Raw genomic sequence first — 24,672 nt, forward strand, 5'->3', positions numbered from 1 at the left:
CCGGCGGCTCAGCCCACCCGCACCCCGAAGTGCTCCGCGAACAGCGGCAGCAGGAGGCTGAGCTGCAGCTCGGAGAGGGTGGCGCCGCGGAGGCCGTCCAGCCCGGTGAGCACGTGCAGCTCGGCGCCGCGCAGATCGAGGTGCTCGATCCGGGCCCGGGAGAGATCGAGGGAGCGGACGTCGCAGTCGACCAGGCGCAGCCGCGTGCCGGTCGCACCCGCCAGGTCGAGCTCGTCGATCGTGCAGCGCTCGAGCAGCACGTCGCGCACCGCGGCGCCGCGGAGGTTCAGGTAGCCGAGCTTGCAGTCGGCCACGCGCACCTGCTCCCAGGTGCTCTCGTAGAGCTCGGCCGAGCCCAGCCGCGAGGCGAGCAGCTCGACGGATCGGAGCCGGCTCCGCGGCGCCGAGAGCCCGGGGACGTCCAGCCGCTCGAGCCGCGACTCCGCGATCGACGCGGCCCGCAGCTGGGCGCCGTCCAGGACCACTCCCTCCAGCGCGCACTCGCTGAAGGAGGCCGCGGTGAGATCGGCGCCGGTGAGGTCGGTGCCGGCGAAGCGCAGCCCTTCGGCGTGCTCCCGGGCGCCCGTGTCCCCGGCGTACCCCTCGGCGAGGCCGTCGAGGAGGAGGGGGTCGAGCCGGGGAGGAGCGGTCGCGTCGCGCACGCGGCGAGCCTAGTGCTGGCACCATGGCGGCATGCCCTGCCTGCTCGCCGTGTGCCGCGTCGCCCGCCTCCTGCCCGACTCCGGCACGGTCGGCGTGACCGCGATCGACAAGCGGCCGGTCGAGGGTCCCGTCGGAGTGCGCGACCTGGGCCTCTACGGCGACGTGCAGGCCGATCGCGCGCACCACGGCGGCCTCGACAAGGCGCTCTACGCCTACTCCGACGAGGACGCGCTCTGGTGGGCGGAGCGCCTGGGGCGGCCGGTTGCCGCGGGGATGTTCGGCGAGAACCTGCGGATCGCGGGCCTCGACGTGAGCGGAGCCGCGATCGGCGAGCGCTGGCGGATCGGCGAGGCGGTCGAGGTCGAGGTGACGATGCCGCGGACGCCGTGCGCGACGTTCCAGCGGGCCCTCGGAGAGCCCCAGTGGGTGAAGCGCTTCGCCGACGAGGGGCGCACCGGCGCGTACCTGCGGGTGCTGCACCGCGGATCGGTGGAGGCGGGCGACGCCGTCGAGGTCCTGAGCCGGCCCGGGCACGGCGTCCCGGTCGACCGCTGGTACCGCGAGCACAGCCCGGCGGACGCGCAGGCGCTCCTCGAAGCGGAGGAGGCGGGTGCGCTCCGGCCGGCTCCGGCGCTGCGGGCGTCGATCGAGCGGGCGCTCGCCTGACCCGGTCTACTCCCCGCGCGCCTCGCGCTTGAGGCGGCGCTTGACCGCTCGCTCCGTGAGCACCGTCAGGTAGTCCTGCACGGGCCGGTCCTGCAGGTCCGCGAGCTCCTCGCGCACGAGCGGCGCGACCTGCTCCTCGGAGTGGTCGGGGAACTTCTTGCGCACGTTCGCGGTCACGTCGCGCACCACCTGGTCGAGATCGAAGTCGGTCGTCATGCGGAGATCCTGGCCCCTCCAGGTGAACAGGAGGGGCGCGGAGCCCACGGCCCCGCGCCCCTCCTCCGTGCCGATGGTCAGCTCGCGGCGACGGCGATCTCGTTCGGCGTGACGTCGAGCTCGCCCGTGGCGACGACCTCTCCCGTGGTGAGGTCGACGGCGTGGATGCTGTCGGCGGCCGGGTCGGTCACGTAGGCGATGTCCCCGGCGACCGTGATCGCGGGGTGCGGGTCCTGCCACTCGACCGGGCTCTCCCAGGCGTCGACGACGGGGTAGGAGGCGGTCAGCTCGCCGGTCCCGGGGTCGAGGACGTGGATCGCGCCGTCCGAGGCGATCATGTACGCCAGGTCGTCGGGGCCGCGGGCGACGCCGCGGAAGGTGTACTCGACGCCCTCGGGCAGGTCGACGACGTCGAGGGTCTTCGCCTCGGTGTCGATCAGCGCCACGCGGTGCAGGAGGTAGCCCTCGGCGTCGCGGTCGTCCTTGTAGTCGCCGACGATGATCGGGCTGGTCTCGCTGACCCAGGCGTTGCCCATGCGGCCGTACGGCTGGTCCGGAGCCTCGAGCTTCGTGATCTCGCCGCCGTCGTAGACCAGGGCGCCGTTCTCGCAGCCGAAGACGACGACCTCGTTCTCGGCCGTGCCCTCTCCGTGGACTCCGGGGCACTGGTCGTTCGTGGCCGTCACGGCGCCGGAGGCGTCGCGCACCTCGATGCCGTTGCGCCCGTCGGCGTCACCGACCGTGGTGAGGAAGGTGCCGTCCTCGAGGACGATCGAGACGCCGTGGTGCGCCTCGACTCCCGGGATGGTCTCGGTCTCGGGCATCCCGTCCGAGGACGCCAGGTCGGCGGTCTCGAGGACGGTCGTGTCGCTCGTGCCGTCGGCGTAGAGGACGGTCTTCCCGGCGTGCCGGACGACGTGGCCCGGGGTGTCCGCGGGGAAGACGATGTCCGTCAGCTCCGGCTCGCCGCCGGTGCCGGCGGCGGTGTCGAGGAGCTGGAACCCCTCGCTCATGGTGACCATGACGTGGCGGTCGTCGCCGGCGGGGTTGAGGCGGGTGAACTCCTCGGAGTCCATGTCCGCGACGGTCTCGAGGGTCTCGCCGTCGAGGACGAGGATGCCGCCCTCGTAGGCGACGGCGACGCGGGCGCCGGCGGCCGCCGCGGCCTCGGTGGCCGGTGCGGTGGACGCCGAGGACTCGGCGGCCGGGGTCGAGCTCGACGAGCAGGCCGCGAGGACCGTGATCGAGCAGGCGGCGATCAGGCCGAGGCCCGCCCGCCGGACGTGGGGATTCTGCATGGGTGCTTCTTCTTCCTGGTGGTGGATCGGAGGGCTCACGGGGAGAGCCCGGTGGCGATGCGCTGCGTGTTGACGCGCATCATGGCGAGGTAGTCGGGAGCGCCGCCCTCGGGCCCCGTCAGGGACTCCGTGAACAGCTCGACCACCTCCACGCGGATGTCGGCCTCGCTCGCCAGCGCCTGGACCAGGCGGTCGGGAGACGAGGACTCCGCGAAGATCGTGGGGACGCCGGTCTGCTCGACCGCGTCGACGAGATCGGCGAGGTCGGAGGCGGACGGCGCCGCGAGGGTCGTGCCTCCCGGGATGACGGCGCCGACGACGTCGAAGTCGAAGCGGTCGGCGAGGTACCCGAAGACGTGGTGGTTGGTGACGAGGGCGCGGCGCTCGGCCGGGATCGCGGCGAACGCCGCGGCCATCTCGGAGTCGAGCCGCTCGAGCTCGGCGCGGTAGCCGGCCGTCCGGTCCCGGACGGCGGCCGGATCGACGCCGTCGAGCGCGGCGAGCACGGGCCCGAGGGCGTCGACGACGTCGATCATCCGGCCGGGGTCCGTCCAGAAGTGCGAGTCCGGGCTCCCCTCCGCGTCGCCCTCGCTGTAGTCGAGGACGTCGACGGCGTCGCCGGCGACGAACGCGGGGACGTCCTCACCGGAGGCCTCGTCGAGGTGCTGCTGCAGGCCCTCCTCGAGTCCGAGCCCGTTCGAGACGACGAGGTCGGCGGAGCGCAGGCGCGCCGCCTCCTGCGCCGAGATCTCGAAGGAGTGCGGGTCGGCGTCGGGCTTCATCAGCGTGACGACCTGCGCCTCGTCGCCGACGAGCTCGCCCACGACGTCGCCGAGGATGTTGGTGGAGACGATGACGAGGGGCCTCTCGTCCTCCTCCGCGGACGTGCAGCCCGACAGGAGCAGGACCGCCGCGGCGGAGGCGAGGGCCCAGCCGCGCCTCATCGGCCCGTCTCCGCCGTGAAGGCCGGCTCGGTGGCGGTCTCGAAGGTGCGGGCGAGGCGCGCGCCGTCCGCGTAGTCGATCTCGTGCAGCTTCCGCTCGGCGGGCGCGCTGAGGTAGGCCCGCTGCTGGTCGGCGATCAGGACGGGCCGCGAGCCGTCCGCGGTCGTGTCCGCGACGAGTGGCGCGGTCTCGGCGAGGACCGCACCGTCGGAGCCGTCGAGCACCAGCACGCGGCCGTCGGCGGCGAGGGCGAGGACGGTCTCGTCCGCGTCGTCCACCGCGGTGACCTGCGCCAGCGGGGCGGGAGAGGGGAGGAGGCTCCAGGAGCGCTCCCGGGTGTCGAGGAGCCAGATGCCCGCGTCCCCGGCGAGGCCGGCGACCGTGGGGCGGCCCTCGCGGTTGTCGAAGGAGGCGGCGGGTGGCGCGGTGGTGCCGGCGGGGTAGGGGATCCGCTCGACGACGAGCTCCTCGTCCTCGATCGACGCCAGGAGTGCGCCGTCGGAGCAGCCGATGACGGCGCCGACGCGGGTGGTGATCGTCCCGGCGGGGTCGGGGCAGGCCTCGCGGAGGCCCGTCGGCTCGCCGTCCGAGTCGTAGCCGGCGACGGCCGCTCCGGATCCGGACCCCTCGGTCACCAGTGCGGACGAGCCGACGGGCACGACCATACCGGGTCCGGGCTCGACGTCCTTCCGGAACCGCTCGACGATCGCCCCCCTCGACAGTGCCTCGGTGTCGAGGAGGACCGCCTCGCCGGAGTCGGGGAAGAAGAGTCCGGTTCCGCCGGTGGTCGAGAGGTTCGTCGTGGCGACGACGGCCGTCCCGGAGCCCTCGACCGTGCCGATCAGGCGGGGGTCCGCGCGGTAGTAGTGGAAGTGGTCCACGTGGTCCCAGGTCCACACGCCGCTGTCGACGATCTCGACGCCCGCATCGGTCTGGGCGAAGAGGTAGCGGCCGTCGGTCGTCATCGCGCTCGGTGCGCCGATGGTGCCGAGGCCGGTGACCGTCTCGTCGAGGAGGTCGAGGTGCGACACGGCGCCCGACGGGTCGATCGACGTCAGCCCCAGGCGCGGCTCGGCGAGCTCGGCGGCGTTCGCGACGGCGCCGTGGCCGGAGCCCGTGTCGTCCGCGGCCGGCGCGGAGGCATCGGTCGAGCAGGCGGCCAGGCCCAGCGCGAGAGCGCCCAGGAGGACGGTGGAGGCGGTGGTTCGGGAGTGCACGGAGTCCTTTCGAGGGTGAGCGGGGGAGGAGCGGTGCCGGCAGGGCCTCATGCGGCGACCGGCTGAGGGCCCGACCGGGACGCGAGGGCCGACGCGGCCGAGCGGACCGCCCAGGACACCGCGGCGACCGCGATGGCCGTGCCGGCGACCGAGGCGCCCGCGGCCGTGGCCGCGTGCCAGGAGACGAGCAGGCCGACGAGCACGGAGGCCGCGCCGAGGATCGACGCGAGCAGCATCCGGGTCGGGATGCGGGTGGTCCAGTGCCCGGCGGCCACCGCGGGAGCCAGAAGGAGCCCGACGACGAGGAGCGAGCCGACCGCCTGGTAGGAGGCGACGACGGCGAGGGTCACCAGGCCGACCAGCGCGGCCTGAGCCGAGCGCGGACCGAGCCCGAGCACCGCGGCGATGCGCGGATCCAGCGCCAGGGCGACGAGCGGGCGGTGGAAGGCCGCTGCGACGAGGAGGCCGACTCCGGCGGCGGCGGCGAGCAGCCCGATGTCGACGGGAGTGATCGCGAGGATGTCGCCGAAGAGGATCGAGGTCGCGTCCGTGGCGAAGCTGCCCGAGTGCGAGATCACGATGACCCCCAGCGCCAGCATGGCGACGAAGAGCAGGCCGATGCTGGTGTCGTAGGACAGTCGTCCGCGCCGCTGCAGGGCCGCGATGCCGAGGCTCATCAGCACCGCGCTGGCTGCGCCGCCCACGAGGACGGGCGCGCCGAGCACCGTCGCGAGGGCGACGCCGGGGAGCATCCCGTGGGCGAGCGCCTCGCCGAGGAAGGCCATCCCGCGGAGGACCACCCAGGTGCCGACGACGCCGCAGAGGACCGCGACGAGGACGCCGCCGAGGAGGGCGCGCTGGAGGAAGTCGAGAGCGAACGGCTCGAGGATTCCGGCGAGGAGGCTGGGCATGGTGCCCGACCGTACACGATAATGAGAACAGTTATCACTCCTGTACGCTCGTCGGGATGGACGTCTCACCCCTGCCCGAGCCCCCGGTCCGCCTCCGAGGCGCTCACGTCGACTTCGGCTCCCGCCGCGCTCTCGCGGGGGTCGATCTCGACGTCGCCGCGCGCTCGCTCACCGTGATCGCCGGGCCGAACGGCGCCGGCAAGTCGACGCTCCTGGAGGTGATCGCGGGAGTGCGTCCACTGACGTCCGGCACGCGGGACGTCACCGGAGCGATCGCCTTCGTGCCGCAGCGGGCGTCGATCCCGGACCGCCTCCCGGTGACGGTGCGCGACGTGGTCGCGGTGGGCACCTGGGGTCGGCTCGGCCGCCTCCGCCGCAGCGACGCGCGCGCGGCGGACGCGATCGCCACCGCGCTCGAGCGGATGGAGATCGCCGCGCTCGCCCGGGAGCCCTTCGCGGTGCTCTCCGGCGGTCAGCGGCAGCGGGCGCTCCTCGCCCAGGGGCTCGCCCGCGGGGCCGGCCTGCTGCTCCTGGACGAGCCCACCACCGGCCTCGACTCGGCGAGTGCGGAGCGGATCCGGTCGGTCCTGCGCGCGGAGGCGGACCGCGGCGCGACGGTGGTCTGCGTCTCGCACGACCCCTCCGTGCTGGCCGATGCCGACCGCGTCGTCGGACTCGTCGACGGGGCCCTCGCTCCGGCGGACCGATCCGTCACCCGCCGCCCGTGAAGCGGGGGCGCACGGGCCGTCCGTGACGGATCGCACCTGAGCGACGGGCCGCGGGCTGGGAGGATGGGGGGATGACCTCGACGCTGCTCGACCGGATGCCGACGCCCGACGCGGACGGGCGCGTCGACGACGACGCGGTCTACCTCGCCTTCACCGAGTGGGCGGAGTCGCGCGGCCTCCCGCTCTACCCGGCGCAGGACGAGTCCATGCTCGAGATCGCCTCCGGCTCCAACCTGATCCTCTCGACGCCCACCGGCACCGGGAAGTCGCTCGTCGCGATCGGCGCGCACGCCGCGGCGCTCGCCTCCGGACGCCGCAGCTTCTACACGGCGCCGATCAAGGCGCTCGTCTCCGAGAAGTTCTTCGCGCTGGTCGACGTCTTCGGCGCCTCCAACGTCGGGATGGTCACCGGCGACTCCTCGGTGAACGCCGACGCGCCGATCATCTGCTGCACGGCCGAGATCCTCGCGAACCTCGCGCTCCGGCACGGCGAGGACACCCCGGTCGACCAGGTCGTGATGGACGAGTTCCACTTCTACGCGGACCCGGCGCGCGGCTGGGCCTGGCAGGTGCCGCTGCTCACCCTCCCTCACGTGCAGTTCGTGCTGATGTCGGCCACCCTCGGCGACGTGACGGCGCTCGCCGCCGACCTCAGCCGCCGCACGGGCCGGGAGACCGCCCGGGTCACCGGCGTGGAGCGCCCGGTGCCGCTGCACTACTTCTACGAGATCGCGCCGATCCACGACTCCATCGAGGAGCTGCTCTCGACGAACCAGTCGCCGGTCTACGTCGTGCACTTCTCGCAGGCGGCCGCTCTCGAGCGTGCGCAGGCGCTCACCAGCGCGAACATCGCCACCCGCGAGCACCGCGACCGCATCGCCGAGGTGATCGGCGGCTTCCGCTTCACCACCGCGTTCGGCAAGACCCTCTCCCGGCTGCTCCGGCTGGGGATCGGCGTGCACCACGCGGGCATGCTGCCGAAGTACCGCCGCCTGGTCGAGCAGCTCGCCCAGCAGGGCATGCTGCGCGTGATCTGCGGCACGGACACCCTCGGCGTCGGCATCAACGTCCCGATCCGCACCGTGCTGCTCACTGCGCTGACCAAGTACGACGGCACCCGGACCCGCCAGCTCTCGGCCCGCGAGTTCCACCAGATCGCCGGCCGCGCCGGTCGCGCCGGGTACGACACCGCCGGGACCGTGGTCGTGCAGGCCCCCGAGCACGAGTCCGAGAACCGGAAGGCTCTCGACAAGATGGGCGACGACCCGAAGAAGCGGAGGAAGTGGGTCGCCAAGCGCGCGCCGCAGGGCTTCGTCAGCTGGGGGGAGCCGAGCTTCCGCAAGCTCGTCGACGCCGAGCCCGAGACGCTGACCTCGCACATGACGATCACCTCGGCGATGCTGCTGAACGTGATCGCCCGCGGCGGCGACGCCTACGCGAACGTGCACGCCCTGATCTTCGACAACCACGAGCCGTGGAAGCGGCAGCTGCAGCTGGCCCGCCGGGCGCTCGGCATCTACCGGACGCTGCGGGAGGCGGGAGTGGTCGAGCAGAGCGTCGGCGCCGACGGCGTGACCCGCATCCGCCTGACCGTCGACCTGCAGCCGAACTTCGCGCTCAACCAGCCGCTCTCGCCGTTCGCGCTGGCCGTGTTCGACGTTCTCGACCCGGAGTCGCCGAGCTTCGCGCTCGACGTGATCTCGGTGCTCGAGGCGACCCTCGACGACCCGCGCCCGATCCTGGGGGCCCAGCAGTTCCAGGCCCGCGGCGAGGCCGTCGCCGCGATGAAGGCCGACGGGATCGAGTACGAGGAGCGGATGGAGCTGCTCGAGTCCGTCACGCACCCCAAGCCGCTCGAGGAGCTCCTCGAGGCGACCTTCGAGACCTACACCGCGGCGCAGCCGTGGGTGAAGGACTTCGAGCTCTCGCCGAAGTCGGTCGTGCGCGACATGTACGAGCGGGCGATGTCCTTCGGCGAGTACACCGCGTTCTACAAGCTCTCCCGCTCGGAGGGACTGGTGCTGCGCTACCTGTCCGACGCGTTCCGCGCGGCCCGGCAGACCATCCCCGACGAGCTGAAGAACGAGGAGCTGCACGACCTGATCGAGTGGCTGGGCGAGCTGGTGCGCCAGGTCGACTCCTCGCTGGTCGACGAGTGGGAGGAGCTGGTCAATCCGGCGCTCCACGCGGCGGACCAGGCGATCGTGCCGCCCGCTCCGCGCCGCCTCACCGCCAACCATCGCGCCTTCCGCGTGCTGGTGCGCAACGAGATGTTCCGCCGGGTGACCCTCGCCGCCCTCGACGACCACGAGGCGCTCGGCGAGCTCGACGCCGCCGCCGGCTTCGACGCCGACGCGTGGGGCGCCGCGCTGGACGACTACTACGACGAGCACGACAGCATCGGCATCGGGCCCGACGCCCGGGGGCCGAAGATGCTGCTCGTCACGGAGGAGCCGACGCAGTGGCTCGTGCGGCAGATCCTCGACGATCCGGCCGGCGACCACGACTGGGGGATCTCGGCGACCGTCGACCTCGCCGAGTCGGACGAGCAGGGTGCGGCCGTCGTCCGCGTCACCTCGGTCGGCCGCCTGGACTGATCAGCGGCCGCGCTTCTCCCGGCGCTGCATCTCGGCGGCGATGTCCGCCTCGGTGATCTCCTTGCGGGCGGGACCCCAGATCGACGCGGCCTGGCCGACGACGCCGATCCCGATCCCGATCATCGGCCAGATCGGCCAGAAGTAGCCGTCGGCCCCTGTGCCGACCCAGACGGCGGTCGTGATCGCCGAGACGCTCGCCCATCCGCCGACCGATCCCAGGAAGTCGCGGCGCCGCTTGACCTCGCGCACAGCGAGCGCGCGCTCGGCGTCCTCGACGCGGGCGGTCTCCACCTCCTCGCCGGAGGCGGCCGCCGGGACGACCTCCGCGGACCGGTCTCGCCGGGCGGACGGATCCGGAGTTCCCCACTCGTTCGTCATGCGGCCAGCCTACGCACGGGCCGTCGGCAGCGGTACGCGGGCTTCAGGCGGCGGTACGCGGGCTCAGGGGGCGGCCGCCTGCTCCGGCTGGCAGTGCGGGCACCACCAGGTGCGGCGCTGCTCGGGGTCGTCGCGGACCTCGTCGCGGACGAGCACCGTCGTGCCGCAGCGCAGGCACGGGCGCCCGGCGCGCCCCGCGACCCAGTGCCGCTCGCCGCGGCGGGTGTCACCGGTGGTGGTCTGGAACATCCCCGGGATCGTGACGGAGGCGCGGAGGCCTCTCGCCGCGGTCGCCACGAGGGCGCGGACGTCGAGGGAGCCGATCGGCCGCCAGGGCCAGACCCCGCGGAGGAAGCAGACCTCGTTGGCCCAGAGGTTGCCGAGACCCGCGAGGCAGCGCTGGTCGAGGAGTGCGGCGACGACGGGCCGGTCCGGGAGGCGGGAGAGGCGCCGGACGGCCTCGTCGGCGTCCCAGTCCGCGCGGAGCGGGTCGGGCCCGAGGTGCCCGACGGCGCGCGGCTCGTCGCGGGTGGCGAGGAGCTCGACGACCGGGAGGTCGATGCCCCACACGGTCGAGTCGTCGTCGAGGCGGAGGCGGACGCGGACGTCCTTCTGCACCGAGCGGGGGACCGCTCGGCCGGGAGCGGTGACGGTCCAGGAGCCCTGCATCCGCAGGTGGGTGTGCAGGGTCGTTCCGCCGGAGAAGCGGGTGAGGAGGTGCTTGCCGTGGGTGTCGTGCTCGAGGATCCTCAGCCCGGCGAGGGAGGTGCCGGCCGCGTCCCCGGAGCGCAGCTCGCCCTCGAGGACGGTGCGGCCGTCCGCCGCCCGCCTGAGGCGGGCGGCGAGACGGTGCACACTGTCTCCCTCGGGCATCCCCGAACTCTAGGAGCCGGAGCTCGTCGAGGTCAGGGGTCGCGCGGGATCAGGCGCCGCGGTACGCCTGCTTGTAGACGCGCTCGGTGCCGTCGGGCGCGGTGACCTCGATGGTCGCCGTGCCGGCCTTGATGGGCTTGAAGACGGTCACGGTCTTGACCGTGAACGACTGGCCGGGCTTGACCGTCTTCTTCGTCTTGCTGCCGTACGCCGTCGTGATCTCGATCGAGACCGTCTCGTCGCCGTTGTTCACCGCCGACACCGTCAGCGTCCGCACGACGGCGAGGCGCTTGGTGGAGGCGGTGGTCGCGACGTCGATGACCGTGACGGGCTCGGGCTCCGGGTCCGTCTGGGTCTCGGGCAGGTCGAGGCCGACGACGACCGGGTCGTGGTCGCTGGAGCGGTACGCCGAGGTGTCGTAGAAGATCGTCGCGTTGTAGTCGTAGCGGCTGTACTCCAGTGCCACGGACTCGCCGCTGTTGATGTTCCAGGTGTCGACCCCGGTGACCGTCCTGTCGGCCGCGGGCGAGGCGAAGACGTGGTCCAGCGAGCCGACCGCGCCGTCGAACGAGTACGAGTACTTGCCGTCCTTCGCACCCTGGTCGATGTAGCCGGCGTCGGTGATCACCTTCACCGGGTCCTCCTTCGAGTAGGCGTTGAAGTCGCCCAGCAGGTAGACGAGCTCGGTGGCCTTCTCGGTGCGGAGGCGGTCGGCGAAGGCGACGAGGGCGGTCGCCTGCTTCACGCGCGAGGCGTTCGAGGCGCCCTGGCCGTCGCCCTGGTCGGCGTCGGCGCCGGATCCGGAGCCCTTCGACTTGAAGTGGTTCACGATCGCGACGAACTCGCTGGCGCTGTCGCCGAGGAGGCGGAACTCCTGGGCGAGGGGCTTGCGGGCGTTCGAGAAGTTCACCGTGTCGTTGAGCACGACGGACTCGCCGACCGGCTCGATGACGGCCTTCTTGTAGATGAAGGCGGTGCGGATGACGTCCTCGTCCGCGAGCGCGGGGAGCGCTGCGGGGGAGGGGACGTAGGCCCAGACCTCGGAGCCGGCCGCCGTGTTCAGCGCGGCGGTCAGGGTGGCGAGGGCCTCGTCGCGCGGCTTGCCGAACTTGGCCGAGTTCTCGATCTCCTCGAGCGAGACGACGCCCGCGCCGAGGGTGTTGATCGCGGTCACGATCTTGGCCTGCTGGCGCTCGAGGTCGTCGGCGTTCGCCGCTCCGCGGGCGTCGCAGCCGCTGTTGACCGTGACGGGGTCGCCGTCGCGGTCGGTGTAGAAGGTGCAGCCGGTGATCGAGTCGCCGGTGGTGGAGAAGTAGTTGAGCACGTTGAAGGACGCGATCGAGAGGTCGCCGCCGACGGCCTCGGGCTTCGCGGTCCGGGTGTTCGCGAAGGTCGCGGGCTGCACGTCGCCGGCGTTCTCGACGGTCAGCTGCGTGGTGGGCTGGAAGGCCCAGCCGCCGTTGCGGTAGTCGAGGACGACGGGGCGGGTGAAGGTCGCCGGAGCACCCACGCGGATCGGCGCGGTGGTGGTGAGGTAGGGCAGCGGGATCGCCTTGTTCGCGGCGGCGCCGAGGAAGTTGATCGAGGCGCCGTCGTCGAGGGTGATCGCGCGGGCGGCGTTGTCGGCGACGACGGCCGCGAGCTCCGGCGAGCCGGGGCGGGCGACCTCGGTCGGCGTGAGCAGCGGGGACGTGCCGGCGGCGAGGCCGACCGAGCCGAAGCTGTTCAGGTCGAAGGTGTCGGTGACCGTGTAGGCGCCCTGCGGAGCGATCAGCATGCTCTCGAGCACCTCGCGCTCGGCGGCGGTGCGGGGGAGCGCGACAGCGGCCGGGACCGGCGCTGCGGCGGCGTCGTCGAGCTTCACGACGGTCGCGGCCGAGGTCGGGGTGAGCTCGGTCAGGCCGTTGTACTCGCTCACCTCGCCGGTGATGCGCAGGTGGTCGCCGATCGCGACCGACCCGACGGAGGCGGAGGAGAAGACGAAGACGGCGTCGGAGGCCGTGCGCGAGCTCGCGCCGCCGGTGCCGGGGGTCTGGATGACGTAGCCGTTGTAGCCGCCGGACGGGTAGCGCGCGGTGACGACGCCGGAGGTGGTGACGGTGCTGCCGACGAGCGGCGACGCGTCGCCGGTGCCCTGGATCTCCGCGATGGAGACGGCCGGGATCTCGGCCGGCGGGGTGGTCGGGGGAGTGGTCGGCGGGGTGGTCGTCGGCGGCGTCGTGGGCTCGGGCTCGGATCCTCCGCCCGCGGCCTGCGGGGTCGGTGCGCCGAGCGCGAAGTCGGCCGAGTTGACGTCGGTGTCGCCGGTGGCGGTGTCTGCGCGGGCGATCGTCTGGGTGAGCGAGGGGACCGTGGCGACGGACGACTCGAAGGTGTTCGAGGTGCCGTAGCCGACGAGGTCGATCACCGCGTCCGGCTGGGCGGCGGCGCCGGTGGGCGGCGCCACGAGCGCCGAGGTCCCGTCGACGAGGAAGAGGGTGCCGCCCGCGGCGGCCATGTTGAGGCCGTTCGCGCTCTGGTCGGGCGTCGGCAGGGCCGCGCCGTTGGTGCCGTTGCTGGCACCGGCGAGCAGGAAGTGGCCGCCCGCGGGTACCGAGCCGGTGAGCGGCACGGTCGTGGTGGGGTTCGCGGTGCCGGTCGCCGAGCGGTACTGGATCGAGAGGCCGCCGAGGGCGATCTCGGCGGCGGTGGGGTTGTAGAGCTCCACGTAGCGGTTGCTGAACGCGGCACCGGCGGAGCCTCCGCGGGCGAAGACCTCGCTGATGACGAGCTCGTCGCCCGAGGGCGCGGCCGCGGCGGAGGTCGCGACCAGCGGAGCGGCCGCCAGGGCCAGTCCGGTCAGGGCCGCCAGGCCGAGCCCGCGCCTCCGGCGGCGGTCGGGCGGGGTGGGAGAGTCGGGCATGGTGGTCCTCTCGATCGCCGCTCGGAAGAGCGGTCGCAGCGTCGTCGCCGCGCGGCGCGGCCGGCGCACCCCCGGAAGGGGCACGCATGGTCACGCTATGCAGTGCGGGTGCCCGGCCTGTGAACCGGACGTTTCATGAACGTAAACTCATCCACCGACATCGGGGCGCGCGGGTGCCGCTCGCGGCGCGTTCGCGGCTTCGCGGGCCACACTCGTCGGATGATCTCCTTCGAGCTGGCCCGTGCCCTGCGCACGGCGGGCGTGCGCTGGACGCCCCGCACCGGTGACCGCTTCCGCATCGAGCGGGAGGGCTTCGACGGCGACGTCTTCACCGTCAGCGACATGACCATCGAGGCGCACGAGTACCCGAGCGGGACCGTCCTCGGCTTCAACGGCACCACGGAATGGGCGCTCGACTCCGTCTCCCTGGAGGACTCGCTCTGGCTGCCGCGGGAGGACCAGCTGCGCGAGCTCCTCCGCGGGACCTTCCGCTCCCTCCGTCGCCTCGCCGAGCCGGAGACGCGGTTCGCCGTCGAGGTCGAGCTCGGCGGCCGGGCGCGGACCTTCGAGGACGCGGCGGCCGAGAACGCCTACGCGGAGGCGCTGCTCGCGCTGGTCAGCTCGGTCGCGGTCGACCTCGACGACGTGGACGAGCTGGACGCGGCCGACGAGCCCGACCGGGCGGCCGAGCGGGCCTGAGGCTCCGTCAGACCCCGACCCTCCGCATCCGGCGGGGCTAGGACGCCGCCTTCTCCGCCGCCGCGGTCTTCTTCGGGGTCCGCTTCTTCGCAGGCGCGTCGGCGCCCTTCTCCGGGTCGGCTCTCTTCGCCGCGGGCTTCTTCTTCGCGGCGGTCGTCGCCGGAGCCTTCGCCGCCTTCTTCGGGGCAGGCGTCGTCGCCGCCTTCTTCTCGGCGGGAGCCTCCTCCGCCGGCGCGCCCTTCGCCCCGCGGCTGCGCTCGACCGAGCGCTTGAGCGCCTCCATCAGGTCGAGCACCTCGCCGCCGCCGCCCTCCTCTTCCGGTGCCTCGCCGAAGGTCGCGGCGGTGTCGAGGGCGTCGCCCTGCTCGATCTTGGCGTCGATCAGCGTGCGCAGCTCCTCCTGGTACGCGTCGTGGAACTTCGCGGCGTCGAAGTCCTCGGAGTAGGAGTCGACCAGGTGCGCCGACATCTCGAGCTCGCGCGCCGCGATCCGGGTGCTGCCCTCCAGCGACGGGAACTCGACCTCCCGCACCTCGTCCGCCCAGAGCAGGGTCTGCAGCATCAGGAGCTTGCCGCGCACGCGCAGCGCGGCGAGGCGGGTCTTCTGCCGCAGCGCGAACTCGACGATCGCGGTGCGGTCCGTCTGCTCGAGCGTGCGCCGCAGCAGCACGTAGGCCTTGGGGGAGGAGGAATCCGGCTCCAGGATGTAGGCGCGGTCGAACATGATCGGGTCGACCTGCTCGCTGGGCACGAACTGCACGACGTCGATCTCGCGGTCGCGCTCCTCCGGCAGCGCCTTGAGCTCGTCCTTGGACAGGACCACGGTGCGCTCGCCGTCGTCGTAGGCCTTGTCGATGTGGTCGAAGGTGACGACCTCGCCGCAGATCTCGCACTTGCGCTGGTACCGGATCCGTCCGCCGTCCTTGTCGTGGACCTGGTGCAGCGGGATGTCGTGGTCCTCGGTCGCGCTGTAGATCTTCACCGGCACGTTGACCAGGCCGAAGGTGATCGCGCCCTTCCAGATGGCTCGCATGCGCCCAGTGAACACCGTGTCCCCCGGCCGCCGGAAGCCCTGTCGGACGTGAGGGAGCCCCCGACCGTCGAAGGGACCCGCCGCAGCTCGACGGTCCGGGGTCCCCTCAGGGCGGAACGACGGAGCCGCCCGGTCGTCGCGGAGCGACGGCCGGACGGCTCCGGGGCGGTGGCGGCTAGCCGCGCTCGGCGCTCCGGCGGCGCAGCGCGGCGAGCAGGAGCCCGCCGACGCCGCCCGCGATCAGCAGTCCGCCGAGGCCCAGAGGCAGGCCGATGTCGGCTCCCGTCGAGGCCAGGGGCGGGCGGCCGCCGGGGTGCGGCGCCACGGCGGTCGGCGTGCTGCTCGGGGTGGGAGCGGCCGTCGGCGCGGTGGTGGGCGCGCTCGTCGGGGCGACGGTCGGCTGCGCGGTCGGAGCGACGGTCGGCTCGGCGGTCGGGGCCACGGTGGGCTCCGGCGTCGGAGTCGGCGTGGTCGGGTCCTTCTCGGCGTCGATCGCGGAGGTGTCCGCGGCGAACGAGGCGGTCACGAAGGCGATGGCCTTCGACGTGATGCCGAGCGCCTCCTGGTTGATGTTGTCGATGTCGTCGGCGGGGGAGTGGTAGTTCGGGTCGTGCGTGATGCCGGCGGTGCCGCCGAACAGCGCGACCTCCTCCTCCGTCTTGACGTCGTCGGCGCCGGTGAAGACGCCCGAGGACGGGATGCCGACCGAGATGAAGCCGTCGTAGTCGCTGCGGCCGTCGAACGCGGTGTCGATCCAGGGCTGGTCGATCGAGTCGAAGTAGTCGGTGAACGCCTTCTCGGTCGCGATCGAGCCGGCGGGCACGTCCACGGGGGCCTCGTAGGTGGACTGGTCCGCGTCGTAGACGGAGATCACGTAGTTCGGCGAGGCGACCATGTCGAAGTTCATGTAGGTCGCGATCTTCGAGGCGTCCTCCTCCGTCAGGGAGTCGACGTAGGTGTAGGAGCCGACCAGGCCCACCTCCTCGGCACCCCACCAGGCGAAGCGGACCGCGTTGGTCGTGTCGCCCGCGGCGGCCAGCTGCACGGCCGTCTCGAGCAGCGTCGCGGATCCGGAGCCGTTGTCGTTGATGCCGGGGCCGGCGGGCACGCTGTCGAGGTGCGCGCCGAGCATGACCACGTTGTCGTGGTCGCCGCCCGGCGTCTCCGTGACGATGTTGAAGGTCTCCACCTCGGTCGTCGTCTGGTCGATGAGGACCGAGACGCTCGCGGGGAGCGACGCCAGCAGCGCCTGCCCCTCGGCCTGCGTGACGCCGACGCCGGGGACGGCGGCCTCGTCCTGTCCGCCGAACGTCCCGTTGAGGGCGTCGCTCGGCGCGTTGTCGTAGATGATGATCGCGGCGGCGCCGGCGGCACCGGCGGCGACCGACTTCTCGAGGAAGCTGCAGGAGCCGCGGCTGACGAGCGCGACCTTCCCGGTGGCGTCGAGGCCGGTCCAGGCGTCCGTGGTGCAGCCGAGCGGATCGACGGGGGCGATGAGCTCGCCGGTCACGCCGCCCTCGGGCGTCGACGGAGTGAACTCCATCGGGGTGCCGACGGCGCCGGTGCCGGTGGTCAGCGTGAACGCGTCGATCGTCTGCGTCGCGGTGGTGAAGTCCTGGCGCTGCGTCGTGTAGCCGGCGTCCGCGAGGACCTTCTCGACGTACGCGCCGCTCAGCTCGTAGCCCGGAGTGCCGATCGCGCGGGTGCCGCCGTTGGCGTCCGCGATCGCCTGGAGCGCCTCCAGGTGGGTCATGATGCCGTCGACCGTGACGGTGTCGGCGAAGTCGACCGGCTCGACGGCGCTCGCCGTCGGCGCGAAGGCGAAGCCGGCGACGAGGGCGCCCGCTCCGATCATCGCGCTCGAGCCGATCACCGAGCGGCGTCGGCGGCCGCTCGGGGTGTTCGTGGTGGTTCGCGCCACTGGGGCTCCCTCTCCTCGAGAACGGGCCGCCGCGTCGGCGGCCCCGACGCGCACCTCCCGAAGACTGGGAGGGGATCGCGTCCTCTGCGAGGGTATTCACAGGAAACGGTGCGGCCCAGTCCCCCCTGCCAGATTTCATCCGCACGAAACACGGACCGGGTCGGCGAGCGGATCAGGCCGTCGCCGGGCTCTCGGCCCACTCGCGGAGCATCGCGAGCGTCTCCTCCGGACGGTCGCGGTGGGGGCTGTGACCTGCGCCGGCCACGACCGCGTACCGGATGCGCGGATTCGCGCGCAGCACCAGGGCGGCGAGGGAGAGAGGGAGCAGCGTCTCGACCTGCGGATCGCCGGCCAGCACGAGGACCGGCGGGCGGAGGCCCGGCAGGTCCGCCAGCAGGTCCCACGGGTCGTTGTCGTCGATCGTCGCCGCCACCGCGGACGGGTCGGCGTCCCGCACCGCGGCGAGCTTCTCGGCCCGGTCCCGCTCGTCCCAGAGCGGCTGCGCGACAGCGAGCTCCTCGGCCGAGACCGCGAGACCGGCGAGCTCGCCCGCGCGGACGGCGGCCCGCTGCTCCGGGGCGAGCCGGAGCACCGGGTCCAGCAGCGCCAGGCGCCCCGCCCAGCCGGACTCGCGGGCGGCGGCGCGCACCGCGACCGCTCCGCCGAGCGAGTGCCCGACGACGAGGTCGAACGGTCCCCGCGCGAGGGCGTCGTCGGCGTAGGCGTCGTGGCGGGAGGAGCCGCCGCGCGGCCCGTCGCCGTGTCCGCGCAGGTCGGGAGCGGAGACGCTCCAGCCCGCCGCGGTCAGCTCGCGGCTCAGCCGCCACCAGGTGCGGCCCGAGCCACCCAGGCCGTGCAGGAGCAGGACCCTGCCCGCCGTCATCGCCGGAGCCTCAGTCGAAGCGCGGGTCGCGGCCGGTGCGCTCACCGGTCGCGAGCCCGGCGATCGCGGCGAGGTCCTCGTCGTCGAGGGCGAAGCCGAAGACGTCCAGGTTCTCGCGGATCCGCTCCGGCGTCACCGACTTCGGGATCACGACGACGCCGAGCTGCACGTGCCAGCGCAGTACCGCCTGCGCCGGCGAGACGCCGTGCTTCGCGGCGATGCGGGCCAGGGCCGGCTCGTCGAGGAGGCGCCCGCGGGCCAGCGGCGACCAGGCCTCGGTGACGATCCCGTGGGCGGCGTCGAAGGCGCGCAGCTCCTCCTGGGGCAGCCGCGGGTGCAGCTCGACCTGGTTGATCGCGGGCACCACTCCCGTCTCGTCGAGCAGGCGCTGCACGTGCTCCTCGGCGAAGTTCGAGACGCCGATCGAGCGGGCCCGCCCCTCGCTCTGCAGGCGCTCGAGGGCACGGTAGGTGTCGACGTAGCGGTCGCGCGAGGGGATCGGCCAGTGCACGAGGTAGAGGTCGACGTAGTCGGTGCCGAGCAGCTCGAGGCTCCGGTCGAAGGCGGCGAGGGTCTCGTCGAAGCCGTGGTCGTCGTTCCAGACCTTGGTCGTCACGAAGACCTGCTCGCGGGGGAGGCCGCTCGCGCGGATCCCCTCGCCGACTCCGCGCTCGTTGCCGTAGAGGGTGGCGGTGTCGACGTGCCGGTAGCCGGCCTCCAGGGCGACGGCGACCGTGCGGGCCGCCTCCTCGTCGCCGATCTTGTAGACGCCGAGCCCGAGCTGGGGGATCGCGCGGCCGTCGTTGAGGGGGATCAGGGGGACGCTCATGCCTCCCATGCTGGCATGCGCCTCAGACGCTCCAGTCGAGCTCGCCGTGCGGTCCCACGTGCACGTCGTCCTCGATCAGCGCCGCGAGACCGGCCACCCCGAAGAGGAGGCGCCGCTCGGCGCGCTCCGCGTCGCTGCGCTCGTCGATGCCGCGCACGGCGAAGTGCACGTCGTGGCCCGCCTGCAGGCCCTCGACGCCGAGCCGGCCGCGGAGCGCACGCACGGGGCGCCGGCCGATGCCGAGACCCCGCCAGAGGGAGCCCGTCTCGAGGACCACCGCCGTCTCGGAGGCGACGACCCCGTGCTGCTCGCGGTGCGCGGTGAGCTGCCACCCGTAGCCGAGGTGGTGCAGGCGGGTCGAGTGCGGGCCGCGCCAGGCGTGGGAGGACTCCTCGCGGCGGAAGTAGACGGGACTCGGGCGGAAGGACCCCTGCCAGAGCGCGGCGGCGAGCTCGGTGCACCACTCCGGGGTCTCCGGATCGGACCAGGGGTCGAGGAGGTCGGTCCGGGCGGCGGCGCGCCGGTGCTCGCGCACCAGCTCCTCCGCGTCCTCCCGCAGTCCCATGCCGCCCCCTCGCCGTCGTGGGCCTTCACCCTAGGGTGCCCGACAGGCGCCGGACAACCGGGGTGGCGGCCTAGGAGGGCAGCGTGACCGGCTCGGTGTCGGGCAGCGGGCTGGCGTCGCGCCCGCGGAGATCCGGGTGGTACCGGCGGCCGAGCAGGGGCACCAGGAAGCCGACCAGGGCGAAGGCGGCGGCGACGACGATGGCGGCGGTCGGCCCGGCCTGGTCGATCTGCACGCCGGCGATCGCGGAGCCCAGCGCCGCGCCGATCAGCTGACCGGTGCCGACCCAGCCGTAGGCCTCCGCCGTGTCCGAGAAGCGCACGCTCGAGGCGGTGATCGCGAACAGAGCCGCGAGAGCGGGGGCGATGCCGATGCCGGCGAGGAACAGCGTGACGCACAGCCACCAGAAGTCGGTCGAGACCGCCGCCAGGCCCATGCCGACCGTGACGATCAGCATCCGCCGCGCGGTCGCCCACCGGCTGATCGGGATGTGGCCGAGGGCGAGGCCGCCGACCAGGGACCCCGCCGCGAACACGGCGAGCACGACGCCCGACTCGACTCCGCCCTCGCCGAACACCGCGACGACGCCCGCCTCGACCGCCGAGCAGGCGCCGATCAGGAGGAAGCCGACGACCGTGGCCAGCAGCACCGGGGGCTTCGTGAGCACCACGCCGAGGCGGCGCTTCGAGCGCGGGATGCGGACGCGGCCCACCTCGGGCGAGGCGATGAACCAGATCCCGCCGCCGATCAGGAACGCGGCGGCGGTCAGGATGCCCGCGACCGTCGACACCTGGATCGACACGAGCGTCGCCAGCACCGGGCCGAGCACCCAGATGATCTCCTGCGCGGAGGCGTCGAGCGAGAAGAGCGGGGTCAGCTGCGAGCTGGTGACCATCTTGGGGTAGATGGTCCGCACGGCCGGCTGCACCGGCGGCATGCTCAGGCCGGCGATGAACCCGATCACGACGAACTGCCACACCTCGAGCGGGAGCACGGCCATCGCGATGATCGCGCCCGCGCAGACCACGAGGGTGATCGTCAGCACGCGGCGCATCCCGAGCCGCCCCATCAGGCGGCTGGTCAGCGGCCCGGCGATGGCCTGCCCGATCGACATCGAGCCGAGCACCAGGCCGGCGGCGGCGTAGGAGTGGTGCACCCGCTCCACGTGCAGGAGGAACGCCAGCGAGAGCATCCCGAACGGGAAGCGCGCGGTCAGCTGCGCGAGGATGATGCGCCCCACCCCGGGGGTCTTCAGGAGATCGGTGTAGCTGCCCACCGGACGACACTAGCGCTCCGGAGGGAACTGCGGTTCGTCGAGGGAGACCGCTGCCCGAGGGTCCCTCGACGGGTCGCGGTTCCCTCGGCGGAGGGGCGCGTCAGCCGGCCAGCACCTTGCGGATCCGCTGCAGCGACACGCTCTCGGCGGTGCCGAGCGACTGCGCGAAGAAGCTCACCCGCAGCTCCTCGATCATCCAGCGGGCGCGCGCGATCCGCTCCGGGGCGTGCGCGGGCAGCGGCACGACGCCGCCTGCCGAGCGGTAGAGCTCCTGGGCCGCCTGCACCTCGTTCAGCCAGACGCGGTCGCGCCCGACGTTCTCGGCGATCTTGCCGAAGCGCTCGGTGATCCCGCCGAGGTAGCGCGGGAGGTGCCGCAGCCGCTCCACTCCGGTCGCCGAGACGAAGCCCGGGTAGACCAGGCCCGAGAGCTGCTCCCGCGCATCCGTGAGAGCGGGCAGGAGCGCCATGCTCGTCGAGGCCTTGAGCGCCTTCTCGACGCCCCGGGCGGTGGTGAGGATCGTCGTGACCGTCTTCACTGTCTCGAACATCGCGTCCATGACGCTCGCCGAGACCCGGTCGCGCACGGCGTCGAACTCGGCGCGGAGGAAGAGCATCCCGTCGGGCTTCATCCGCCAGAGGACCGCGTCGACGCAGGCGAGCAGGCAGTCGGTGAAGAGCGCGGTGGTGTTCTGGTACGGGCTCTGCGCGAGCACGAGCTTCTCGTTCGAGGTGAGGTGCTGCTGCACGTAGGCGACGGGGCTCGGCGTCGCGAGCAGGAGGAGGCGGCGGACGCCTCTCGGGTGCTCGCGCGCCTGGTCCTCGGCCGTGGCGAGCAGGCGGATCGAGACCGAGTCGCCGTCGTCGATCAGGGCGGGGTAGGCGCGGATGGTGTTCCCGCCCTGCCGGGTGTCGGTGACGCGGGGCAGCTCCGGCATGTCCCAGGTCTTCAGGCCCCGGCGCTCGAGCGCGTCGGGGACCCGGGCCTCGACCACGCGGGCGACCTCGTCGCGGACCCGGCCGCGCAGGCGCTCGGCCAGCGGGGCGAGCTCCTTGCCGGCGGCGACCGTGCGCCCCCGCTCGTCGGCGACGGCGAAGGTGACCCGCAGGTGCGAGGGGATGCGCTCGAGGTCGAAGTCCTCGGGCTGCACCACCACGCCGGCCTTGCGGCGGATCGCTCCGGCCAGGGTCGCCGCGAACGACTCCGTCGGCGGGTTCGGCACGTCGTGCGGCAGGGACGCGGTGAGCTTGCGCGCCCAGTCGTTCGCGGGCACCACGTTCCGGCGCAGGTGCTTGGGCAGCGCCTTGATCATCGCGGTGACCAGCTCGGCCCGGAGTCCCGGCACCAGCCAGTCGAAGCCGAGGGGCGTCACGCGGGGCAGGAGCGCGAGCGGCACGTGCACCGTCACTCCGTCCTCCTCCGTCCCCGGCTCGAACCGGTACGAGAGGCGGAAGCGCTGGTCGGCCTGGCGCCACTGCGTGGGGAACGCGGTCTCGTCGATCTGCTCCGCGTCCTCGGGGAGGAGCGTCTCCTGCGTCATCGTCAGCAGGTCGGGCTCGTCGTGCTGGGTCGTCCGCCACCAGGAGTCGAACGAGCGCACCGAGGTGATGTCGCGGGGGAGCCGGCGGTCGTAGAAGTCGAACACGGCCTCGTCGTCGACGAGCAGGTCGCGACGGCGCGTGCGCTCCTCCAGCCGCTCGAGCTCGGCCCGCAGGGCCCGGTTCTTGCGGTCGAAGGCGTGGCGCGACTCCCACTCGCCCTCGACGAGGGCGTGCCGGATGAACAGCTCGCGGGCGTACGAGGCGTCGATCCGCGAGAACTGGACGCGGCGGCGGGCGATGATCGGCACGCCGTAGAGCGTGACCTTCTCGTAGGCGACGGCCGCGCCCTGCGACTTCTCCCAGTGCGGCTCGCTGAACTGCCGCTTCACGAGGTCGCCCGCGATCGCCTCGGCCCAGGCCGGATCGATCGCGGCGTTCGAGCGGGCGAAGAGGCGGCTGGTCTCGACCAGCTCGGCGCTCATCACCGCGTCGGGGAGCTTCTTGGCCAGGGCGCTGCCGGGGAAGATCGAGAACTTCGCGTTGCGGGCGCCGATGTACTGCACGTTCTGGCGCTCGCGGCTCTTCGCCGCGCGCTGCGCCTGCTGCGAGGTGGTGTCCTTGATGCCCAGGTGCGAGAGCAGGCCGGCCAGGAGGCTCCGGTGGATCCCGTCGGGGTCGACCTTCGGCTCGCCCAGCTCGAGCTTGAGGGGGCGCGCGAGCTGGCGCAGCTGGCGGAACACGTCCTGCCACTCGCGCACGCGCAGGTAGTTGAGGTACTCGGCCTTGCACAGGCGCCGGAAGGCGCTCGAGGAGAGCTCCTCCTGCTTCTCCTCCACGTAGTTCCAGAGGTTCAGCAGGGTGAGGAAGTCGCTGGTGGGATCGACGAACCGCGCGTGCTGCTGGTCGGCCTGCGCGCGGCGCTCGAGCGGGCGCTCGCGGACGTCCTGGATCGTGAGGCCCGCGACGATCGCCATCACCTCGCGGCTGACGCCGTGGCGGCGCGACTCGATCACCATCCGGCCGAAGCGCGGATCGATGGGGAGCCGCGCGAGGTCGCGCCCGATGCGCGTGAGCTGCGGCGCGGCCTCCGCCCCCTTGCGCGGGATGCCACTCGAGTGCGCGCTCGGCGGCGTGCCGCGCACCGGAGCGGCATCCCGTGGAGCAGCGGAGGCGGCGGAGGGGGAGCCGGGGACGCGGAGGGCGCCGAGCTCCGTGAGCAGGTCGAGGCCGTCCTTGATGCCGCGGGAGTCGGGCGGAGTGAGGAACGGGAACGAGGCGATGTCGCCCAGTCCGAGCGAGATCATCTGCAGGATGACCGCGGCCAGGCCCGTGCGCAGGATCTCGGGATCGGTGTACTCGGGACGGCGGAGGTGGTCCTCCTCGGAGTAGAGGCGGATCGCGATGCCCGCGCTGGTGCGGCCCGAGCGGCCGGAGCGCTGGTTCGCGGAGGCCTGCGACACCGCCTCGATCGGCAGCCGCTGCACCTTCGAGCGCGCGCTGTAGCGCGAGATGCGGGCCGTGCCGCCGTCGATCACGTAGCGGATCCCGGGGACGGTGAGGCTCGTCTCCGCCACGTTGGTCGCGAGCACGACGCGGCGGCGGACGCCGGGGGTGCGCCCCTTCTCGAAGACGCGGTGCTGATCGGCCGCCGACAGGCGCCCGTAAAGGGGGAGCACCTCGGTGCCCGGCAGATTCCGGCCCCGGATGGCGTCCTCGGCGTCGCGGATCTCGTTCTCGCCCGAGAGGAACACCAGGACGTCGCCCGGATCCTCGCGCGCCAGCTCGGCCAGGGCGTCGGCGATGCCGGTCATCAGGTCGCGGCTGCCGCTCGTCGCGTCGGGGACGTCGGTGTCGTCGTCCTCCTCCGGCTCCTCGGCGACCAGCGGGCGGTAGCGGATCTCGACCGGGTAGGTGCGGCCGGAGACCTCGATGATCGGCGCGGGCTCGCCGGCGGCGTCGGCGAAGTGGGCCGCGAAGCTCTGCGGGTCGATCGTCGCCGAGGTGATGATCACCTTCAGGTCGGGGCGCTGCGGCAGCAGGCGGTGCAGGTAGCCCAGGAGGAAGTCGATGTTGAGGCTGCGCTCGTGCGCCTCGTCGATGATGATCGTGTCGTACCGGCTGAGCATCCGGTCGTGGTTCATCTCGTTGAGCAGGATGCCGTCGGTCATCAGCTTGATCCGCGTCGAGGCGGACGCCTTGTCGGTGAACCGGACCTGGTAGCCGACCAGCCCGCCGACCTCGTCGTCGAGCTCCTCCGCGATGCGCTCGGCGATGGTGCGCGCGGCGATGCGCCGGGGCTGCGTGTGCGCGATGCTCTCGCGGCCGAGCTCCAGGCAGATCTTCGGCAGCTGGGTCGTCTTGCCCGATCCGGTCGCGCCGGCGACGATGACGACCTGGTGGTCGCGGATCGCGGCGGCGATGTCCTCGCGCCGCGCCGACACGGGGAGTTCGGGCGGGTAGCGGATGCTGAGCACGTCTGACATGAGCCCTCCATCCTACGCCGCGTGCGACAATGCCCTGTCTCGTGAAACA

At 73.1% G+C, this 24,672-nt stretch carries 20 protein-coding genes; 4 read left to right on the plus strand and 16 right to left on the minus strand.

Annotated features, from left to right (window positions below; all coding sequences use genetic code 11):
• Positions 1-8: 8 nt before the first annotated feature.
• Positions 9-662, minus strand: a complete 654-nt coding sequence (locus GSU40_RS05090; RefSeq protein WP_104237705.1) for a pentapeptide repeat-containing protein — start codon at positions 660-662, stop codon at positions 9-11.
• 31 nt (positions 663-693) lie between these two features.
• Here GSU40_RS05090 and GSU40_RS05095 point away from each other — a divergent pair, with 31 nt between their 5' ends.
• Positions 694-1,329 (plus strand): MOSC domain-containing protein, encoded by a 636-nt coding sequence (locus GSU40_RS05095; RefSeq protein WP_160033940.1) that lies wholly within the window; start codon positions 694-696, stop codon positions 1,327-1,329.
• A 6-nt stretch (positions 1,330-1,335) separates the two neighbouring features.
• Here GSU40_RS05095 and GSU40_RS05100 read toward each other — a convergent pair whose 3' ends face one another.
• The 5 genes from GSU40_RS05100 to aztB all read right to left on the minus strand — a co-directional run bounded on the left by GSU40_RS05100 (position 1,336) and on the right by aztB (position 5,915).
• Positions 1,336-1,545: a hypothetical protein gene (locus GSU40_RS05100; RefSeq protein ID WP_104262881.1), complete on the minus strand. Its 210-nt coding sequence runs from the start codon at positions 1,543-1,545 to the stop codon at positions 1,336-1,338.
• Between the two features lie 77 nt (positions 1,546-1,622).
• Positions 1,623-2,843 carry a zinc metallochaperone AztD gene (aztD, locus tag GSU40_RS05105; protein WP_160033942.1) on the minus strand — a complete coding sequence of 407 codons (1,221 nt, stop codon included), beginning with the start codon at positions 2,841-2,843 and terminating at the stop codon, positions 1,623-1,625.
• Positions 2,844-2,878: 35 nt separating this feature from the next.
• On the minus strand, positions 2,879-3,787 hold the full coding sequence (aztC, locus tag GSU40_RS05110; RefSeq protein WP_160033944.1) for a zinc ABC transporter substrate-binding protein AztC: 909 nt from the start codon (positions 3,785-3,787) through the stop codon (positions 2,879-2,881).
• Positions 3,784-5,004: an ABC transporter gene (locus tag GSU40_RS05115; RefSeq protein WP_160033946.1), complete on the minus strand. Its 1,221-nt coding sequence runs from the start codon at positions 5,002-5,004 to the stop codon at positions 3,784-3,786. The genes aztC and GSU40_RS05115 overlap by 4 nt, the downstream gene beginning before the upstream one ends.
• Positions 5,005-5,051: 47 nt before the next feature.
• On the minus strand, positions 5,052-5,915 hold the full coding sequence (aztB, locus tag GSU40_RS05120; RefSeq protein WP_104283876.1) for a zinc ABC transporter permease AztB: 864 nt from the start codon (positions 5,913-5,915) through the stop codon (positions 5,052-5,054).
• Between the two features lie 56 nt (positions 5,916-5,971).
• Between aztB and aztA the strand changes: the two genes are divergently transcribed.
• On the plus strand, positions 5,972-6,643 hold the full coding sequence (gene aztA, locus GSU40_RS05125; protein WP_160033948.1) for a zinc ABC transporter ATP-binding protein AztA: 672 nt from the start codon (positions 5,972-5,974) through the stop codon (positions 6,641-6,643).
• 71 nt (positions 6,644-6,714) lie between these two features.
• Positions 6,715-9,240: a DEAD/DEAH box helicase gene (locus GSU40_RS05130; RefSeq protein WP_104250621.1), complete on the plus strand. Its 2,526-nt coding sequence runs from the start codon at positions 6,715-6,717 to the stop codon at positions 9,238-9,240.
• Here the strand turns inward: GSU40_RS05130 and GSU40_RS05135 are convergent, their stop codons facing one another.
• The 3 genes from GSU40_RS05135 to GSU40_RS05145 all read right to left on the minus strand — a co-directional run bounded on the left by GSU40_RS05135 (position 9,241) and on the right by GSU40_RS05145 (position 13,393).
• Positions 9,241-9,618, minus strand: a complete 378-nt coding sequence (locus tag GSU40_RS05135) for a 2TM domain-containing protein (protein ID WP_104222259.1) — start codon at positions 9,616-9,618, stop codon at positions 9,241-9,243.
• A gap of 63 nt (positions 9,619-9,681) precedes the next feature.
• Positions 9,682-10,491 (minus strand): DNA-formamidopyrimidine glycosylase family protein, encoded by an 810-nt coding sequence (locus GSU40_RS05140; protein WP_104222261.1) that lies wholly within the window; start codon positions 10,489-10,491, stop codon positions 9,682-9,684.
• Between the two features lie 49 nt (positions 10,492-10,540).
• Positions 10,541-13,393: an ExeM/NucH family extracellular endonuclease gene (locus GSU40_RS05145; protein WP_160033950.1), complete on the minus strand. Its 2,853-nt coding sequence runs from the start codon at positions 13,391-13,393 to the stop codon at positions 10,541-10,543.
• 219 nt (positions 13,394-13,612) lie between these two features.
• Between GSU40_RS05145 and GSU40_RS05150 the strand changes: the two genes are divergently transcribed.
• Positions 13,613-14,092 (plus strand): pilus assembly protein CpaE, encoded by a 480-nt coding sequence (locus GSU40_RS05150; protein WP_244229602.1) that lies wholly within the window; start codon positions 13,613-13,615, stop codon positions 14,090-14,092.
• A gap of 37 nt (positions 14,093-14,129) precedes the next feature.
• Here the strand turns inward: GSU40_RS05150 and GSU40_RS05155 are convergent, their stop codons facing one another.
• The 7 genes from GSU40_RS05155 to hrpA all read right to left on the minus strand — a co-directional run bounded on the left by GSU40_RS05155 (position 14,130) and on the right by hrpA (position 24,623).
• Entirely contained in the window at positions 14,130-15,125 is a 996-nt protein-coding gene (locus GSU40_RS05155) for a Ku protein (RefSeq protein ID WP_160033952.1), read from the minus strand.
• A gap of 175 nt (positions 15,126-15,300) precedes the next feature.
• On the minus strand, positions 15,301-17,046 hold the full coding sequence (locus GSU40_RS05160; RefSeq protein WP_160033954.1) for a M28 family peptidase: 1,746 nt from the start codon (positions 17,044-17,046) through the stop codon (positions 15,301-15,303).
• 172 nt (positions 17,047-17,218) lie between these two features.
• Positions 17,219-17,929 carry an alpha/beta hydrolase gene (locus GSU40_RS05165; RefSeq protein ID WP_160033956.1) on the minus strand — a complete coding sequence of 237 codons (711 nt, stop codon included), beginning with the start codon at positions 17,927-17,929 and terminating at the stop codon, positions 17,219-17,221.
• 10 nt (positions 17,930-17,939) lie between these two features.
• Positions 17,940-18,758, minus strand: a complete 819-nt coding sequence (locus GSU40_RS05170; RefSeq protein WP_104274316.1) for an aldo/keto reductase — start codon at positions 18,756-18,758, stop codon at positions 17,940-17,942.
• A 22-nt stretch (positions 18,759-18,780) separates the two neighbouring features.
• Positions 18,781-19,323, minus strand: coding sequence for a hypothetical protein (locus GSU40_RS05175; protein ID WP_104226914.1), 543 nt, complete (start codon positions 19,321-19,323; stop codon positions 18,781-18,783).
• Positions 19,324-19,393: 70 nt separating this feature from the next.
• Complete coding sequence (locus GSU40_RS05180; RefSeq protein WP_104226915.1) at positions 19,394-20,599, minus strand: MFS transporter; 1,206 nt, start codon at positions 20,597-20,599, stop codon at positions 19,394-19,396.
• Positions 20,600-20,699: 100 nt separating this feature from the next.
• Positions 20,700-24,623 carry an ATP-dependent RNA helicase HrpA gene (gene hrpA, locus GSU40_RS05185; RefSeq protein ID WP_160033958.1) on the minus strand — a complete coding sequence of 1,308 codons (3,924 nt, stop codon included), beginning with the start codon at positions 24,621-24,623 and terminating at the stop codon, positions 20,700-20,702.
• Between the last annotated feature and the right edge of the window lie 49 nt (positions 24,624-24,672).

The organism is Rathayibacter sp. VKM Ac-2805 (assembly GCF_009834265.1).
In the GTDB taxonomy this organism is placed as follows: domain Bacteria; phylum Actinomycetota; class Actinomycetes; order Actinomycetales; family Microbacteriaceae; genus Rathayibacter.